13 protein-coding genes and 1 pseudogene are annotated in these 14,637 nt (G+C 66.7%); 8 read left to right on the top strand and 6 right to left on the bottom strand.

Going from position 1 to position 14,637, the window contains the following annotated elements; all coding sequences use genetic code 11:
* Positions 1 to 31: 31 nt before the first annotated feature.
* From AC1RIF_RS24025 to nadA, 4 genes are all read right to left on the bottom strand, one after another.
* The gene (locus AC1RIF_RS24025) at positions 32 to 2,542 is read right to left on the bottom strand and encodes a helix-turn-helix transcriptional regulator (RefSeq protein ID WP_492603890.1); all 2,511 of its coding nucleotides are present in this window, start codon (positions 2,540 to 2,542) and stop codon (positions 32 to 34) included.
* Positions 2,543 to 3,160: 618 nt separating this feature from the next.
* Entirely contained in the window at positions 3,161 to 4,021 is an 861-nt protein-coding gene (gene nadC, locus AC1RIF_RS24020; RefSeq protein ID WP_492603889.1) for a carboxylating nicotinate-nucleotide diphosphorylase, read from the bottom strand.
* Complete coding sequence (locus AC1RIF_RS24015) at positions 4,018 to 5,595, bottom strand: L-aspartate oxidase (RefSeq protein ID WP_492603888.1); 1,578 nt, start codon at positions 5,593 to 5,595, stop codon at positions 4,018 to 4,020. The genes nadC and AC1RIF_RS24015 overlap by 4 nt, the downstream gene beginning before the upstream one ends.
* On the bottom strand, positions 5,595 to 6,626 hold the full coding sequence (gene nadA / locus AC1RIF_RS24010) for a quinolinate synthase NadA (RefSeq protein ID WP_492603887.1): 1,032 nt from the start codon (positions 6,624 to 6,626) through the stop codon (positions 5,595 to 5,597). The genes AC1RIF_RS24015 and nadA overlap by 1 nt, the downstream gene beginning before the upstream one ends.
* A 103-nt stretch (positions 6,627 to 6,729) precedes the next feature.
* Between nadA and AC1RIF_RS24005 the strand changes: the two genes are divergently transcribed.
* The 8 genes and pseudogenes from AC1RIF_RS24005 to AC1RIF_RS23970 all read left to right on the top strand — a co-directional run bounded on the left by AC1RIF_RS24005 (position 6,730) and on the right by AC1RIF_RS23970 (position 12,490).
* Positions 6,730 to 7,464 carry an NUDIX hydrolase gene (locus AC1RIF_RS24005; RefSeq protein ID WP_492603886.1) on the top strand — a complete coding sequence of 245 codons (735 nt, stop codon included), beginning with the start codon at positions 6,730 to 6,732 and terminating at the stop codon, positions 7,462 to 7,464.
* 286 nt (positions 7,465 to 7,750) lie between these two features.
* A complete protein-coding gene (locus tag AC1RIF_RS24000; RefSeq protein ID WP_492603885.1) occupies positions 7,751 to 8,125 on the top strand; it encodes a DUF4259 domain-containing protein in 375 nt (124 codons plus the stop codon).
* A 324-nt stretch (positions 8,126 to 8,449) separates the two neighbouring features.
* The gene (locus tag AC1RIF_RS23995; RefSeq protein ID WP_492603884.1) at positions 8,450 to 8,815 is read left to right on the top strand and encodes a nitroreductase/quinone reductase family protein; all 366 of its coding nucleotides are present in this window, start codon (positions 8,450 to 8,452) and stop codon (positions 8,813 to 8,815) included.
* 777 nt (positions 8,816 to 9,592) lie between these two features.
* Positions 9,593 to 9,778, top strand: a complete 186-nt coding sequence (locus AC1RIF_RS23990) for a hypothetical protein (RefSeq protein ID WP_492603883.1) — start codon at positions 9,593 to 9,595, stop codon at positions 9,776 to 9,778.
* Between the two features lie 821 nt (positions 9,779 to 10,599).
* Positions 10,600 to 10,890, top strand: a complete 291-nt coding sequence (locus tag AC1RIF_RS23985) for a hypothetical protein (protein WP_492603882.1) — start codon at positions 10,600 to 10,602, stop codon at positions 10,888 to 10,890.
* An 89-nt stretch (positions 10,891 to 10,979) separates the two neighbouring features.
* Positions 10,980 to 11,181, top strand: a pseudogene (locus tag AC1RIF_RS23980) (transposase); the annotation flags it as partial.
* Between the two features lie 496 nt (positions 11,182 to 11,677).
* A complete protein-coding gene (locus tag AC1RIF_RS23975) occupies positions 11,678 to 12,097 on the top strand; it encodes a hypothetical protein (RefSeq protein ID WP_492603881.1) in 420 nt (139 codons plus the stop codon).
* A 231-nt stretch (positions 12,098 to 12,328) separates the two neighbouring features.
* Positions 12,329 to 12,490, top strand: a complete 162-nt coding sequence (locus AC1RIF_RS23970; RefSeq protein WP_492603880.1) for a hypothetical protein — start codon at positions 12,329 to 12,331, stop codon at positions 12,488 to 12,490.
* A gap of 865 nt (positions 12,491 to 13,355) precedes the next feature.
* Here AC1RIF_RS23970 and AC1RIF_RS23965 read toward each other — a convergent pair.
* Entirely contained in the window at positions 13,356 to 13,916 is a 561-nt protein-coding gene (locus AC1RIF_RS23965) for a TetR/AcrR family transcriptional regulator (protein ID WP_492603879.1), read from the bottom strand.
* Positions 13,916 to 14,428 (bottom strand): FBP domain-containing protein, encoded by a 513-nt coding sequence (locus AC1RIF_RS23960; RefSeq protein ID WP_492603878.1) that lies wholly within the window; start codon positions 14,426 to 14,428, stop codon positions 13,916 to 13,918. Before AC1RIF_RS23960 ends, AC1RIF_RS23965 begins: the two co-directional genes overlap by 1 nt.
* Positions 14,429 to 14,637 lie beyond the last annotated feature (209 nt).

The raw sequence follows: 14,637 nt of genomic DNA, 5'->3' as shown, positions 1-14,637 counted from the left end.
CCTCCGTCGTCCCGCTCGGGCGCAGTCGACTTCAGATCAGCCCGCGGCGCATCGCGGTCTCGACCGCCTCCGCCCGACTGGACGCGTCGAGCTTGCGGTACAGGTTCCGGGTATGCGTGCGGACCGTGTTGAGCGACACGTGCAGATCCTTCGCGATCACACGCAACTGCTTGCCGGTGCGCAACTCACCGAGCACCACCTTCTCGCTTCGCGTCAGGCCCGGATTGCGACCTCCGTGAGCATCCACCAATTTCGAGCGCACATTGTCGACGAACAACTGGCCGTAGGCCCCTCCCGCCGGCAGCGAGGCCAGAAGTTCGGCGGTGTCCCCGGCACAGTCGACGAACGGGCTGACGATTCCGAACGGCTCGGCGATCTCGAGTGCGCGCCGAATCGCGACCACTGCGTCGTCCGGCCGACGTTGGCGGCGCGCGACGACCGCGTCCAGCATCCAGACCCGGACGGCGAGAGCCGGATGCAGCTGACGCGAGGAGTCGACTACCGGGGCCAGCAGGTCCCGCGCGGACGCGACGTCCCCCTCGGTGATCCGGACCATCGCTCGCGCGACCGTGACGTCCGGGATCTCGCCGAAGACTCGACTTGCCAGATCGACGACGTCCGTCGCGGCGGTCACCCTGCCGGCATCCAGCAGCACGGCCAGTGCCGGAGTGACGAGGGCATTGCTCAAACCCTGTTGCGGTCCTCGTCCCAGCAGGCCGACCACGGCCGTTGCCAGTGCATCCGAGTCCTCGGCCGACGGATTCTGCGTCTGCCGAGCACGCAGGATCGCGAACGCGACCTCCGAGTGGCCACCCGAGATGGAGGCCGTGGTCCCGTCCGGGCGCCGACGGCGTGCGTTTCCCGAGACGACGGCGTGGGCCGCACTGTCGACCGGCAGTTGTTCGCACCGAAGAATCGTGTCCATGCACACCGCGGCCGCACATTGGAACGTATCGATACGGTCGGTCAGCCCTCGATCGACTGCGTAGTCCAGCGCGTGCTCGGCACGGGCAGTCATCGTCGCGAGGTCGCCCTTCATGCCCGACAGCACCGAAAGCCTTGCAAGGCAACGCAAGACCAGACGCGGATGAGCTCCGAGCTCTGCGAGGGTGAGCGCCTCCCGGAGGAGTCGCTCACCCGAAGGTAAGTCGCCCAGGAACATTCGCGCAGCCGAACGCTGGACGGTCATGTAGCAGTCGAGATCGATGCCGGCCGATCCGGTCCAGCCGTCCAACCTGGCGACTTCGTCCACCGGCATGACCTGCCCGCCGATCACGGCAATCTCGACCGTGAGCGCCGCGGCGAAGGCGTCGGCGACGTCGCGGTGCCGACCCTCGGTATCGGCCGACGTGACACCCCGGAGGTGTGCGCGAGCAGCATCGGGATAGTTCTGCTCGAGTGCTGCAAGGGCCCGCAGGTACCGGACCCCCGGCAGGTCACCGTACCGAACGCCGAGCTTCGCGAACATCTCCTCCGCGTGGCCGTCGAAAACGACCGCGGCGCCGTGGAGAAAGACGAAGTCCTCGACCGCCGAGTCGTCCGATGCCTCGAGCAGGTGCGCGAGAGCGGCCAGCGGTTGCCGTGAGGCCAGCAGCCAGCGGGCCGCGACGGCATGGAGGCGTGCAGCCCGTTTCGGGTCCGTCGCGCGCAACTCCGACCTCAGGTGCGCCCGCAGCAGGGGGTGCCACGCATACCGAAGCTCGCCATCGCCGACAACCCGCCGCAGGGGAACACAGTACTGCTCTCGAACGGCCAGGATTCGGTCCACACCGGCCTCGTCGAGCTCCTCCGCGAGGTCAGGTGTGAACCAGTCGACGACACTGGTTGCCTGCGCGAAACGCAACAGCTCGCCGGGTAACCCGTGGAGAACCTGCCCGATCACGAAGTCCGAAATCCGTTGCGGGTACCGCGCGAGATCGGCAATACCGCTCGTCACGTCGCCGACCGTGCTGAGCCTGATCGCCGCGAGCCGCACCGCACTTGCCCAACCGCCGGTGAGGTCGAGCACGGCATCGAGCTCGGCGTCGGATACGGCGCAGCGGTACTCCGCGAAAATTGCTGCCGCGGAGCCGCGGTCGAACGCGAGATCCTCGGACGCGAGGCAGACCAGCGAGCCCTCGGCCGCGAATCGCGTGAGAGGCAGATCCGGTGAGCGCCGCGCGGACAGGACAACCGTCAGATTAGGGGGCGCCGCATCGAGAAGGTCGGACAACCAACCGAGTGCCGCCTGCCCGACGAGCACGTGCGCATCGTCGAGGACCAGGACCGTAGATCGGCCGGATCGCCGGACCTGCCGGAGGAGTTCGGTGTGCGACCCATCCCCCGCTGAAATCTGGGCGCCCACGGATGCGAAAGCCGCCTGGACGGCGGCCCCGATCCTGCGAGCCAACTCGTCGGGGTCGTCGTCGAGGACGTCGAGCGTGATCCACGCAACCGCGGACTCGGCGACCTCGGCGCCGCGGTCGATCCAGTCTGCGAGCAACATCGTCTTCCCCGTGCCGGCCGGCGCGACGACGAGGACGATCCCGCGGACACTACTCACGACGACCGAATCGAGCACTGCGCACAGTTCCGGGCGAGGTTGCACCGTCACGGACATCCGAGGCGGGCCGAAGCTCGAGCGATTCCGCAACTGAGCCGACGTCGGGAACGGGCCCCCACCATCGGACTCCGGCCGCTCCGAATATCGCTGCGCCACAGCATTCCTCCGATTTCCCAACCCGACCGCCCTCGAGATGAGTCTTACCAGACAAATCGGCCACAAAAGCAACGATCAAGATCAACTGTGAGGTAGGACGCAAGGATCGAACTATCGGCGCACGCGGGCTCGGCGCCGCTGAGACAGAACGAGAAAACAACGTCGCCATGGACACCGGAACGCGAATTGCGGTGCACCACCACACCATCCACGAGAAGCCTCGAGTGTGGGCACTGTGTCACGCCGACGAGATCGGGGCCCAGCGTTGCCATGGCGGCACTCTACCGCCCGAGGGAGGGCGTAAGCCGCGGATTGTGCAGATCGTCAGGTTCTCGACCTGGCCGTGACAATCGGCGCACCGCCCGCGGGATCAACCCGTAACCGGCAGTACCACTTTCCTCGTTCCGCGTCCGGACGATGACCCGGACGCGGAACGCGACAGGAAATGACGTGCAGTCGTCGCTACATGTCCAGACCGAGATCCAACACGGTCACCGAATGCGTGAGCACACCGACCGCGAGGAAATCGACGCCGGTCGCGGCGTAGTCGGCCGCGACGTCGAGGGTGAGCCCACCCGACGACTCGAGCCGGGTCCGCGGGGAGAGGGTGTCGCGGCGCTGTACTGCGATCTGTGTCTGCCAGAGCGGGAAGTTGTCCAGCAGCACGAGGTCGACGCCCTCGGCCAGCACTTCGTCGAGCTGGGTGAGGTTGTCGACCTCGACCTCGCACTCGATGTCGGGCGCCGCCGCACGAACTGCACGCAACGCGGCGACGACCGAACCCGCGGCAGCGACGTGGTTGTCCTTGATGAGCGCGGCATCGCCCAGACCCATCCGATGGTTGACGCCGCCGCCGACCCGCACCGCGTACTTCTGCAGCCCCCGCAGTCCGGGCAGGGTCTTGCGACTGTCGCGAATCTTGCACTCGGTCCCGGAGACCGCATCGACCCACTCGGACGTGGCGGAGGCAATGCCGGACAGGTGACACACGAGGTTGAGCATCGTCCGCTCCGCGGTCAGCAGGCCACGGGTGGGGGCGCTGACGGTCAGTACCCCGTCGCCGGGCTGGACGCGGGTGCCGTCGGCGACCCGATCACGGATCTCGTAGTTTCCGGCTCCGATCACCTCGTCGAGCACCGTCAGGCCCACGTCGATGCCCGCCACGGTGCCGGCCGCCCTGGTCACCACCGACGCCGTCGCGACGGCGCCCTCCGGCACCGTCGCCACCGACGTGATATCCGGGCCGTAACGCAGATCCTCGTCGAGCGCGGTACGCACCAACGCCAGGGTCTCCTGCGGATCGAGTCGCTCCAGCGTGGTCATCGTGCTCCTGTCGATTGCAGTTCGGATACTTCGAGTTCGCCGTCCCGCCCGATACGGATCGGGATGCTGCGGCGGTACTCGTCGGACGCCTCGGGGCAGTCGATCCGGGTGTGGCATCCTCGGGTCTCCCGTCGCGCGGACGCGGCCAGCACGAGCGCCGACGCCGCCACCGTGAGCGCGGTGTCTTCGAGGGTTACGCCGTTTCCGGCCACCGCGACATCGCTGTCCGCCAATTCGGCTGCCGCGGAGGAAAGTCCGTCGCCGTCTCGCACCACCGACGCGTGCGCTGTCATGAGAGCCTGCACCCGCTCACGCGGGGCGCGTCGCCGGAACGGCAGCAGCAGGTCATCCGCCTCGACGGACAGGCCGGCACGCTCGGCTGCCACCAGACCCACCCGCTCGCCGACGACCAGCCCCTCGAGCAGGCTGTTCGACGCGAGCCGGTTGGCGCCGTGCAGTCCTGTGCGGGCCACCTCTCCGGCCGCATACAGTCCCGGTACCTCGGTGCGTCCGTGGACGTCGGTGACCACACCGCCGCACGAGTAGTGCGCGGCCGGGGCCACCGGTATCAACTGCTCGGTCGGATCGATGCCCGCAGCGAGGCACGATGCGGTGACCGTCGGGAACCGGGTCGCGAACCCGGTCAGGTGACGTGCGTCGAGGTAGACGTGATCGGTGCCGGACTCCCGTAGCCGTCGGGCGATGGCGCGGGACACGACGTCCCGCGGCGCCAGGTCACCCTGAGGGTGTACGCCGTCGGTGACCGAGCGCCCGTCGGCGTCCACCAGTCGCGCACCTTCACCACGGACCGCCTCACTGATGAGTGGCCGCCGGCCGACGCCGCCCGGAGCGAACAAGACGGTGGGGTGGAACTGGACGAACTCGAGATCGGCCACGGCGGCGCCCACCTCGAGCGCCAACGCGATGCCGTCGCCGGTGGAACCCGGCGGGTTGGTGCTGCACGAGTACAGCTGCCCCAGGCCGCCGGTCGCGAGAGCCACGGCCGGGGCATGGATGACACCGAGCCCCCTGTCCGACAGCACGATCAGACCGGTGACGCCTCGACGGTCGGTGGTGACGCGCGCCGCTGCGGCGCCGAAGAGTACCGGCATTCCGGCCGCATTCAGTGCCCGCTGGACCTCGGCGCCGGTCGCGTCGCCACCCGCGTGCACGATGCGCCGGGTGCTGTGCCCGCCCTCGCGGGTGCGCGACACGGCGCCGTCGGAGCCCGTGTCGAACACCGCACCCAGCGCGGTGAGCGCGGCGAACGCCTCCCGCCCCGCGGAGACGATCGAGCGGACGGCGGCCTCGTCGCACAGCCCCGCACCGGCGACGCAGGTGTCGCCGGTGTGGGAGTCCACCGAGTCGGTGCGAGGATCACCCACGATGGCGATCCCGCCCTGCGCATACTGCGTGGCGGTGTCGGTCGGGCCGCCCTTGCTCAGCACGAGAACCCGGAGTCCCCGCTCGGCCGCGACCCGCGCGGCCGTCAGCCCGGCGACACCACCACCGACGACGACCAGATCTGCGCGCGCCTCCCACACGACGCCGTCACCCCCGGGTCCGGCGACCACTATTCTCCGCCGCCGGGGTTCCCGATCTCGATCATGCGCTGCACGGACTTCCGTGCTCTCTCGGCGACGTCGGGGGCGACGTGAACCTCGTCCTTGCCCTCGACGAGGCAACGCAGCAGCGCGGCGGCGGTGATCATCTTCATGTACGGGCACGACGCACGATCGTTGACGGCCTGGAAGTCGACACCGGGCGCCGCCTTGCGCAGCTGGTGCAGCATGCCGACCTCGGTCGCCACGAGGACCTGCTTGGCGCCGGTCTCGCGGGCGGCGTCGAGCATGCCGCCGGTCGAGAGGATCTTGACCTTGTCCTCGGGCACGAAGCCCTCGCCCGCGAGGTAGAGCGCCGACGTGGCGCAGCCGCACTCGGGGTGCACGAACAGTTCGGCGTCCGGGTGGCTCTTCGACTTCGCGGTGAGCTCGTCGCCGTTGATGCCGGCGTGGACGTGGCACTCGCCCGCCCAGATGTGCATGTTCTCGCGGCCGGTCACACGCTTGACGTGGGCACCGAGGAACTGGTCCGGGAGGAACAGCACCTCGCGGTCGGGATCGATCGACGCGACGACGTCGACCGCGTTGGACGACGTGCAGCAGATGTCGGTCAGACCCTTCACCTCGGCAGTGGTGTTGACGTACGACACCACCAGCGCGTCCGGGTGCTCGGCCTTCCACTCACGGAGTTGGTCCGCGGTGATGGAGTCGGCGAGCGAGCAGCCGGCGCGCTCGTCCGGGATCAGCACCGTCTTCTCGGGGCTGAGGATCTTGGCGGTCTCGGCCATGAAGTGCACGCCGCAGAACACGATCGTGCCCTCTTCCGCCTCGGCGGCGATGCGCGAAAGCGCCAGCGAGTCACCGACGTGGTCGGCCACGTCCTGGATCTCGGGCAGCTGGTAGTTGTGCGCCAGGATCGTGGCGTTGCGTTCCTTCGCCAGGCGGCGCACTTCGGCCGCCCACTCGGGCCCGGCTGCGACGCCGGTGTACCCACCGGGGCCGTCCACGATCTGTCCTGCACCCGCCCACAACGTCGACGTCATGGCCACTCCTTCTTCGCGAAGCTCGTTCGTAGCTCCGTCACTACAACCCGGGCGGGCTGGCCCGAATTTCCGAAATCGAGGTTTTCGACTTAGGATCGAAAACATGCCACATGGTAGCACCGTCCACGAAGTACTCACCGCGGTGTTCCAGGTTCGACCCGCCCCGGAAACCATCACCGCAGGTGACGGCCATCACGGGGGTGGCGGCTGCCGTTCGGACGAACTGATGGTTCTGCTGTGGCAACGCGCGCTCGATCCACAGAAGGGAACATGGTCGTTGCCGGGTGGAACCCTGCGCGACGACGAGGACCTCGAGACGTCGGCCGGACGCCAGCTCGCCGAGAAGGTCGACGTCCGAGAGGTGGCCCATCTGGAACAGCTGTCGGTGTTCAGCGACCCACGCCGAGTTCCCGGGGATCGCCGGATCGCCTCGACCTACCTGGGCCTGATCCCCCTGCCCGCCGATCCACAGCTGCCACCGGACACGGCATGGCATCCGGTCTCCGCACTGCCGGAGATGTCGTTCGACCACGGAACGGTCGTCCAGCACGCCCGGACGCGACTGGCCGCGAAGCTGTCGTACACAAACATCGCGTTCGCACTCGCACCCGACGAGTTCTCGATGTCCACGCTGCGCGAAATCTACTGCGCCGCACTCGGCTACCAGGTCGACACAACGAATCTCCAACGGGTCCTGACCCGACGTGGCGTCATCGTCGCGACCGGCAACACGGCACCACCCGGGCGCACCGGCGGCAGACCGGCAGCCCTCTACCGGTTCACCGACACCCGACTGCGTGTGACCGACGAGTTCGCGGCCCTACGGCCACCCGCCTGAGGCGGGCAGCATTCGGCCACCCGAACAGGATGATCCGAGTCGATGGTGTCGCCGGCTCGGCCACGCAGTCAAGGAGACCGGATCCAGCGCGTCGTCAGGATGGCAAGGACGATCACCACAACGAGTTCGAGAAACCCCAGAATCGTGGCGGCGAAAGCGATCCAGCTTCCGGTCTCATGCGGCCGACGATCAGCCTCCTACATCCCGAGGACCATGCCTGTCGGGTTCTCCCTGGGGCACCCTTAGGCTCGACCGGCAATCGACGCGAGCGGTAGGGAGAGGGCGTATGGGAGTCTGGGGTTCGGGAAACTTCGACAGTGACACCGTCGCGGACGGGCTGGGAATGTTGACCGGCCGGATTGTCGACGACATCACCGCCGAGTTCGAGGACGACTCGAGCCTGGAGCCGGACGAGTGGGGCGGGGAGATGGTTCCGGCCTGGCTCGAGATCCTCACCGAGATTGCCGAGACGCGACGGGTCGGTGCGACCTTTCCGTCGGCGACAGCGCTGATCGACTGGCGCGACCGATACCTGCGCGTGTGGGACGGGTACATCGACGAACTCGAGCCGGACGACGACTACAAGGTCGCGCGTCGGGCCGTGCTCGTCCGCACCTTCGAGCGGGCCGTTGCTGTCGCCGCGGAGCGGGAACGGGTCTAGTTCGTCTGCCCCGTGGATCTCCGCGCAGGGCCCGCGACGTTGCCCGGCTTCAACAGCGCTTTCAGTGCCTTTCCCCCAGGCCTGGAGAGTTCATCGTGATGAGCCCCCTCCCTGTGGAGAGCTTCGTCGGATCGGAGCATCAGATGGTGGTCTCCCGCTTCTATCAAACGAGCGGTACCAGCGGTTCGTGGCACAGTGCAGGTTGACGTGGGTGCCCTCTCCAGCGGCGATCGGTGGCGATATGCAGCAGCTCGGTTCTGCCCCTGGCACCCCGCCAGACCGTGGCATCGATGATTTGCGTGGTGCGGATCTACTGTCAGCAGTGTGACGATCGAGGATGCCCCTTGTGTGTGGCTGACAACCCTGCGACGAGATGGCTCACCCCATACGACACCGGCGTGGTTCTTGTTGGTCGGCGAGACATTCTGGATCGCAAGCTCAACCGTGAATGTGAAGGTGAAGAACCTCCAGCGCGATCCTCGAGTATCACTCGCCATCGACGGATCGGGGGCCAGGCCCAAAGTTGCGCAAGGGCGAGCCCTCATGCATCAGGCGATTCTGTGCTTCCCACATCTCATCGCGCTATTCGCGGAGAAGTACAACGGCTGGGACGCCGCCGACGAGACCCAAGATGGTCCGCGAGTGCTGATCGAAGTACCCATCGATCGATGGCTCCTTCAAACCCACTAACGGATACACCGGTTCCGTCCTGCGTGCCGATCGAGGTTCGATGCTACTGGCTGCTGCCCTCGATGAAGGCGACGTTCCCGGCGATCTCCGTTGCGTCGGGGAACATTTCGAGGCGCACTCTTGTCGAGCCCCTTGGCCGCCCTGAACATCTCGTCGAGATTCGCGCCCCTGTCCAGCAGCAGGGTGACGGCATCAATTGCGTCGTACCAGACGGCCGCCCGCAGCGCCTCGTCGAGGAAAGACTCGTCGATCCCGCGTCCGAGAAGCATCTGCCCGAAGCCACAATCGCAGCCCGGATTCAACTGAGTGCGAGAAGCGATTCGGAGCGACGCCGACGCAGATCTGCCACGAATGGAACACCGTCGCGCACCCGAGCGAGTACGAAGGTAGGCCGGGGCGACGACCCCTGACATACGACGAAGGCAGGCGCTGTTCGATCACTGCGACGACCGCGTCGAACGCATCGTCACCGCCGGCCGCAAGGGCGCCTTGGCCGCTGTGCGGGACGCGCAAATGCTGAAAACCGCCTACGCGTTCGGGCTTCGCCGGCGGGAGCTCGTATGACTCGATATCGCCGATCTGCGACCGAATCCTCACACAGGGCGTGGGCGGTACGGGTCATAGCACGTGCGGTACGGCAAAGCTGTCAAGGGCGGGCCGCCTCGTCGGCGCACCGTGCTCGCCGTCCCTGAATTTGATTGGGCACTAGATGGTTTGAGGCACTGTGCGGAGGAGGTTCGGCCCCGCTTCGACCCCGGCGCTCATCCGGCACTGTGGGTGACCGAACGAGGCAGCCGTGTTTCGATTCGCTACCTCGATGGCAGATTCGGTCAACTGCGCCGCGAGGTGGGCCTGCCCGCCGAACTGACCCTGCGTTGCCTCCGCCACTCGTTCGCCTCCACGACCGCGATCTACACCTCGGTGAGCAGCGACTTCAAGAATCGGATGCTCGCCGGCGCGTAGGAACGCGTCTACACATCGCAAGGAGAGGACCAATGATCAAGAAGATGTCGGCCCGCTGGCACCTACGCGAGCAGATGGCGTTGAAGGGTCTGTTCCAGACCACCGAACTGGCCTGCTCAACGCCCATCCCGGCGCACTGACCTCGGGCGACCCCCGGCTTCCGCAGCTCACACAGCGGCTCATGGCCTTGCAGCAGGCGGGATCAGCAGCGGTGGTGCCACCTGCTTGCCAGGCGTGCGGGCAGACCAAGATGCTTGTCCACAACGCTCACCGACGGTCGCCGCGTCTGCCGATCCTGGCAGGGTGCCGCGGCTGCCCGGCCCTGCGATCGCTGCGGACAGCATCGGCGTACGCCCAATCGAGATCCTCGCAACCACAAGACCTGCCAATCCTGTGAACGCCTCGCGATGCCGGCGGCGCGGACCCCGTCCGGAGTGCTCTGCCACCGCTGCGCATCCCGCAAGCCCCGACTGTGGTCAATGCGGTCACCCCCGGCCGGCGGCCGCGATTCTGTTGGGTGGCCCGATCTGTCACCCCGGCTACGCGGCTCTGCGTGCCAGACCTCGAACCTGTCCCACGTGTCAGAAACCGAAGATCCTCGCTTTTCTCGACACCGACTCGTGGCACGTCCGCGCCGGGTGTGCAGGGCAACCGCCACGATTCGCTTGCTCGCAGTGCGGAAGCGAGGAGCACCCCCACGGACACCGCTGCGCGCGGTGCGTCCTCGACGAACGCGTCACTGCGATACTCTCCGACGCAACCGGTGAGGTGCACCCGGCCCTCGCCCCGCTCCGCCGGATGCGCTCGACACCGACGAACCCTTGACGACGCTGACCTGGATACGCCGCAACCACGGCCTCGAGATCCTGAGACGGATGGCCACCGGTGACGCACCCATCAACCACGCCGACCTCGACGCTGTCACCCATGCAAGGCACCGCAACTACCTTCGCGACCTCCTGGTTTCCGCCGGCGCACTCCCCTCCCTGGACGTCGACCTCGAGCGGACGATGGAATGGCTCGCCGAGTTCCTGACCGCACTGCCGCCGGGCGACAAGAAGATCCTGCGCCCGTACGTCCATGAGGATGGTGTACGAGCCGGAGCCGGATGAGATGGCCGGCGTGTCGTAGCCGAGTGAAAGACGGTCACCGCGTGGTTCTTCGAGAGACCTACCAAGTCGACTCGACGAAAGATCACGCGATGACCACTGCCCACGATATCGACCTGCATCAGTTCCTGAACGACCGACTCACCGGACCTGCTGCGGGAGTTGTTGTCCACGCTCATCCACGCCCTGATGAATGCGGAGGCCGACGCGGTGTGCGGCGCCGGCTACGGCCAGCGGTCCGAGAACCGTATCAACTCCCGCAACGGATACCGCCACCGCGACTTCGCCGGCCGGCCGCCAGGATCACCGGTGGGAGGGCGGTTGATTGCTAAATCATAAGGGGCCGATCGCTATTGGTCGACCAGGTACGTGATCGGATGCAAGGACGGTTCACTGCGGGCGGCGAGGGTTTCGATCGTCGATTGGTTATCCCTGGCCGTTGTTTGCACGTGTACGCCTCCATCCAACCCTCAGTCCGGGCTGTCAAACAATATGCTTAGGTGTACCGAATTCTGCGACAGGAGGTCGTGACCCGGCCCAGCCGCGTCGTGCGTATCCTCGCAGCGTGAGAACCAGGAGCGGTGGGAGAACCGCGAACTGCATTGCCCGCGCACTCGCACTTGGCCTGGGGTTCGGTTCCGCAGCTTCTGCGATGAATGCGATTGCCTCGCCAGTGGGCGCTGTCGGAAGCCGGATCGAAGGCACTGCTTGGGCATTGATTGCAGAAGTTGCCACACTGCTCTTGAACGCAGGGTGGGCGTGGGCGGCGTTAGCTGTTGCAGCGGGGGCCATGGCGACCCACACGGCCACGGCAGCAACCGCCGGTGTCGTTGCGTTGGTCGCGGCGCTCTGCGCGTACTACGGATGCGATTCCGTACTCCGCGGGGAACCGGTGGCGTTGTACGTTCCCGAGTTGCTGCTGTGGGCGATCGTCACCCTGGTCTTCGCGCCGATACTCGGTGTGGTGGGTGCGAGCATTAGGGATTCGGGAATGGTAGGCCTTCTGGCCGGATTGACAGTGCCGGTCGGTGCTGCCGTTCAGATGGTCGTGATGCCTCCCCGCTCGGGTGGACCCGTCGCAGATCCCGCGATGGCGTGGACTATGGGTGCTGTTTTCACAGCTTCCGCGGTAGCGGCCGTCGCCGTGATCGCACGGTTCAGCCGCGAGCGGCGTCGGCGCCCGCGCTCCGCTGCCCGGGGCCTGGCCTGAGGTCTGGCTGGAGATAGGCACGGTTCGCCCGCCTCGGGCGTCCTACCTCTACCTGTGCGCGTTCGATCAGTTGTAGGGCGATGCTCCTGAGTGACTCTCCCTGTGGTGGCTCTGTCAACCGTCGGTGGCCCCAGTTGGTGATTGAATCAGGACCCGCCGCGAGTCGGCGTGTCGTATTGCGCGAGGGGTTCGCGTGCGGCGGTTGGCAGGCGGTCTCCAGCCAGTCGTCGAGTGGCTGGTGAGCGGAGCCGCCGCCTACCGACGATCCTCGCGGACGGCAGCTTCTTCGGCTGGTTCCCGATGCCCGCACCCGGTAGTTCCCGCCCGGTCCTGACCGGATACGCCGCCGACGGCACGATGGTCGGCAGTATCGAGATCGGGGCGGGTTTCTAGTGGCTCGTCACGGATTGTCGGCCGGGTAATCCCCGGCTCCGGGTGAGTTGCGCTGCAGACTGTCTCCGAGCCGAGATGGGAGGTGGTCCCGGCACGATCTGCTCAAGGTGTTGCGGGAGCGCTTGCGCGGCCGGATCCGGGCGGCCCCGGAGTCGTACGCCGGCCACGACGTCGAGTTGGTGTTCCTCCCGACCTACGGATCGTGGCTGAAGTGGCGCAACTCCCGGGCCGAACCGAAGACCAACTTCGCGTCCGACTCGCCGATTCGGTCGTGGAGCGCGTACCCGCATTACCCGGCGCCGCCGCTGACGAGCCACTTGCCCAGGCGGCTTGACCGACCACAGGAGCATCCCCTCTCAGATTGACGGCGTGCGTAGTTCCGCCGACAGTGATGAACAAATGACAGATCTTGAGATGCGGTTCGGCGCTTGGATATCGAACCCCGAACGAGGTAGAGCCCACCTGACACGAATCGAACGCCGCGCCTGAAGGACCAAGAATCTCACTGTCCGAAATCAGCCGGGTTCCCCACTGACCGTGACCTACACGGCAACCACCAGCGTTATCGTCGCCGACACGGCGGGTGCTGCGCTACCACGAGCCCGAAAAATGGACACAATGAAAAACACGCCCCTGCCAGTCGTCGCGCCCACGAGTCGTTCCCGCACCAGCTGTGTCGTTTGCAACGCACGCGTCCAGCACCGACCCGTCATCCTTCATGCAACACCTTTCCCGTGTGCTCGGTGTTCTCAGCCAACAAGGCCGACATGGCGAATCGGCATGGCGCTACCCCTGGTCGAATCGATCTCGTCCGCTGTGCATCAACCGGCCCCGTGACGCAACAGGATGGATGCACCCGACAGCGTCAAGCGCATTCCGCGTGGATGGCCGAAAGCATGACGGAGCGTAGGGAAATGGGCGGATCGTCGGTGATACGGGCGATCCCGGCGAGACCGACGGCGAGCATGAGAAGTCGGCCTGCGGATTCCCGAGCCCGCGCCACGTCGAGGTCACCGCGAAGCAGGACGGACGCAAGCACGTCCGTCAGCCGGGCGAGCGACTCGACGTAGCTGTCCGCGACGGGCGTGCGCAACTGCGCGTGCGCCGCCGCCTCGGCCCATCGGGCCATTGCGTGACCGTCCGTCTCGCCCAGCAGATCTTGAAAGAAGTCCGTCAGCGCCGCGAGCGGTTCGAGGCCACAGACTTCCGCCTCGTAGGCCTCGATCTCCCTCGCGGCATACTGGCGCCACGCCTCGGCGGCGAGTTCGTCGGTCGAGGCGAAGTGGTGATGGATTTGCCCCTGTGATCCGCCGAGTTCCTCCGCAACCGTGCGCGCTGTCACGGCGCTGAGACCGTCCCTCGCCACGACCGTGGCGGCCGCCTCGACGATGGACCGTCGGCGCTCAGCACGTGCCAGATACGCCATCATTCACTCCATCGCGCAGTTCGATCGAGATCCGACACCGACCGTAGGAACGTCACTGTTCGCTCCCGCAGCCCTTGTCGGCGCCGCTCGATGGTCTCCTCGGCCGGGGGGTCGAGTGGTCCGACGATCGGCTTGCTGTGGACATTCACGCTGCAGTCGAGATCGGTACAGACGTGAAGCCCCAGCGTACTCAGCCGCTGACGCTTGTCCTTGGACGGGCGTGGCGCGGTGAAGAGGGAGACCTCGTTGAATCGCCGCGCGAACCGGCACAGGTCACACATCACTGCGCGGGACCCCAGGGCGGCTTGATTCGGGTTCTGCCGAAGCATGACCCCGAAGGCCGCGTCGTCCACGTCGGCGACCAGGTAGACCCGCATCGGCGCCCGCAGGTCTCGCCAGCCGAGGTAATCGATCCGATGCCAGCGCACCTCGTCGAACCACATCGGTAGATGCACCTTCCTCTGCGCCGGATCCAGGTTCACGATCGAGGCACGCACTTCTGCCCGTGTCATGGGTCGCATGGCAACTCACCTTCACACATTTGTACATTGATACAAGTTGTATCAGGATACAAGTTCGGTTCTGGTGCGCGGAGGGAGGACGCCGGGGACCCACAACTCGTCTCGATGCCCCCCGACCGCGCCGATCGCCGGCGAGCAGACCCGCCGCAACTTCGCGAACGACCCTCTTGGAACTCCAGGCCGTCGAACGGCCCACCGAC

Source organism: Prescottella sp. GW823-FHT02E09 (assembly GCF_058797375.1).
This window is presented reverse-complemented; position numbering and strand designations above follow the sequence as displayed.

Excerpts from the sequence above, each read along its gene's own strand:
- nadC (WP_492603889.1), bottom strand. The coding sequence starts at position 4,021 with ATGACCACGCTGGAGCGACTCGATCCGCAGGAGACCCTGGCGTTGGTG.
- nadA (WP_492603887.1), bottom strand. The coding sequence starts at position 6,626 with ATGACGTCGACGTTGTGGGCGGGTGCAGGACAGATCGTGGACGGCCCC.
- AC1RIF_RS24005 (WP_492603886.1), top strand. The coding sequence starts at position 6,730 with ATGCCACATGGTAGCACCGTCCACGAAGTACTCACCGCGGTGTTCCAG.
- AC1RIF_RS24000 (WP_492603885.1), top strand. The coding sequence starts at position 7,751 with ATGGGAGTCTGGGGTTCGGGAAACTTCGACAGTGACACCGTCGCGGAC.
- AC1RIF_RS23975 (WP_492603881.1), top strand. The coding sequence starts at position 11,678 with ATGGCGACCCACACGGCCACGGCAGCAACCGCCGGTGTCGTTGCGTTG.
- AC1RIF_RS23965 (WP_492603879.1), bottom strand. The coding sequence starts at position 13,916 with ATGGCGTATCTGGCACGTGCTGAGCGCCGACGGTCCATCGTCGAGGCG.
- AC1RIF_RS23960 (WP_492603878.1), bottom strand. The coding sequence starts at position 14,428 with ATGACACGGGCAGAAGTGCGTGCCTCGATCGTGAACCTGGATCCGGCG.